Raw genomic sequence first — 2,471 nt, 5'->3', positions numbered from 1 at the left:
GGTCGCTGCGCGGCTATGCCGAGTGGCAGCAGACGCTGTCCAGCGATGGCCTGGCCTTCGATGCCAGCTTCGTGGGCGTGGATGCCTGGGCGCCGGTGGCGGGGCTGCAGCCGGCACGCTCCGGCGGTCTGTTCGGCCTGTCGGTGCAGTCCTGGCTGACGCGCAACTCGCAGCTCTCGTTCGGCTACGACCAGCGCTTCGGCCCGCGTGGCGACCTGAGCCAGGTGGCGCTGCGGTACTCCGTCGCATTCTGATCCAACGATGGCGGGACTACATTTTACGAAATGGGAACGCAGGGCATGGTATGGCGACGCGTTTCCCGGCAGACTGCGCGGGGGTGGCCCGGCATAGAGGGTCAGCATTTACCACCGGTGTCGGCCGGACAGGCAGGACGCCTCGCGTGGTTTCAATTACGTTTTGGGGAGCAGGGATGAACCAGGTAGTTTTCAGCAGGACCGTGCTGGCCGGCGCGCTGGCCGTGGCATTGAGCGCATGTGGCGGCGGCAGCGGCAACAGCAAGGGAGACCTTCCGGTGGCCCCGGTGGTCCCGCCGATCACCCCGCCGATCGTGGTGGTGCCGCCGGTGACACCGCCGCCGGTCAAGCCGACCCAGCCGGCCATCGACGCGCACCTTGCGCTGATCAATGGCTTTGAACGGCAGGACCTGACCGGCGCCGGGATCCGGATCGGCGTGGTCGATTCCGGCGTCAACCGTGCCCATCCCACCTTGGCCGGCCGGGTCGTCGCCAGCCACAGCTACGTGGATCCGGGCGCCAACAACCTGGCCGTCGACGACGTGGTCGGGCATGGCACCACCGTGGCGTCGCTGGCCGCTGGCGCCGCCTATGGCGACTGGCCGGGCGGCGTCGCCCCCGAGGCGCTGATCGTGTCGGCGCGCATCATCGCCGACAAGGCACCGGCCGATGACGGTACCGGCAACGGCAACCAGGTCAATGGCGCGCTGGGCCTGGCCGCCGTGCACCAGGACCTGATCGCCGACGGCGTCAAGATCATGAACAACTCCTGGGGCGGGCTGTACTGGACCAACCCGAACGCGACCGCTGCCATTGCGGCCGAGTACCGGCCCTTCATCACCACCAACAACGGCCTGGTGGTGTTCGCCACCGGTAACGAAAGCAAGGCGGACCCGTCCAACATGGCCGCGCTGCCGAGCCAGGCCGGTCCGAACGACACCCGTCCGGCTGCGGACCTGGAGCGTGGCTGGCTGGCGGTGACCGCCATCAATTCCAACCAGCCCGATACCCTGGCGTCCTACGCCAATGCCTGTGGCGTGGCGGCCAATTACTGCCTGGCCGCGCCGGGCGAAGCGGTGTTCGTCGATCCCAAAAGCACCACCGGCAGCACGCCCAGCTACCTCTGGGGCGGCGGCACCTCGTACGCGGCCCCGCTGGTCTCGGGCACGGCGGCGCTGGTCTGGCAGAAGTACCCGTACTTCAGCAACGACCAGGTGCGGCAGACCCTGCTCGGCACCGCCACCGACTTGGGCGCGGCCGGCGTGGACAGCGTGTTCGGCTACGGCCTGCTCAACGTGGGCAGGGCGATCAATGGCCCCGGCCGCTTCGACTGGGGCACCATGGTGGTCAACGTGCCGGGTTCGTCCAACTTCAGTACCTGGAGCAACAACATCAGCGGTGCCGGCGGGCTGGACAAGTCCGGCCCCGGAACGCTGGTCCTGGGCGGCAAGAACACCTACACCGGCGGCACCATCGTCCGCTCGGGCGCGCTCTCGCTGGCCGATGGCGCGTCGCTGGGTTCCGACGTGCAGGTCCTGCAGGCCGGCGGCCTGCAGTTCCGCGCCGGTACCACCGGGGTCTCGGGCAACGTGGTCAACAGCGGCACGCTGTACCTGTTCGAGGCCGGCGTTACCGCCGTGATCCAGGGTAACTACACCCACGAGGCCACCGGCGTGTTCTCGACCGCGCTCGGTGCGCAGGCGTTGAAGGTGACCGGCACCGCCCAGCTCAACGGCGGCACCGTGCGGATCGACCGTGCGGTGGAAGGCTATGTCCCGCAGACGGGTGTCCGGCAGGAGCTGATCACCGCCGCGCAGGGCCTGACCGGCACGTTCGATCGCTACACCGCGCTCGGCAACGTCGTGCTGCTGGATGCGACGTTCACCTACGACCACTACTCGGTGGGGTTGAACATCGATCGCGTGAGCGTGACCGGCGCTGCGGCGTCGGCGGGGCTCGGTGCCATTTCGGCCGCTTCGGCCCTGCGCGTCGAGCAGGCGTTCGACGTGCTCGATACCGGCACGGGCCTCGGCACGCCGGGCTTTGCCGACGCGGCGGGCGAGCTGCAGCGGGTGCAGGGCGCGGCCGGCCTGCAGGCGAGCCTGGAAAGCCTGTCCGGCAAGGCGCACAGCCTGGCCAACGGCATGACCTTCGACAACCTGGACATGAACCGCCGCGCGCTGTCGACCCGCTTCGATGCGGTGTCGGCCGCACCGC

Annotated in this window: 2 protein-coding genes; both read left to right on the top strand. The window is 69.2% G+C overall.

All coding sequences use genetic code 11. From position 1 onward, the window contains the following. The coding region (locus tag QMX79_RS20580) for a hypothetical protein (protein ID WP_282248433.1) at positions 1–254 on the top strand (254 nt) is incomplete at its 5' end. 176 nt (positions 255–430) lie between these two features. Further along, the coding region (locus QMX79_RS20575; protein ID WP_282248432.1) for a S8 family serine peptidase at positions 431–2,471 on the top strand (2,041 nt) is incomplete at its 3' end.

This window comes from Stenotrophomonas sp. PS02300, from assembly GCF_029959395.1.
Taxonomy (GTDB): domain Bacteria; phylum Pseudomonadota; class Gammaproteobacteria; order Xanthomonadales; family Xanthomonadaceae; genus Stenotrophomonas; species Stenotrophomonas maltophilia_AD.
The sequence above is the reverse complement of the archived record's forward strand: the minus strand, read 5'-3'. Positions and strand labels throughout refer to the sequence as shown.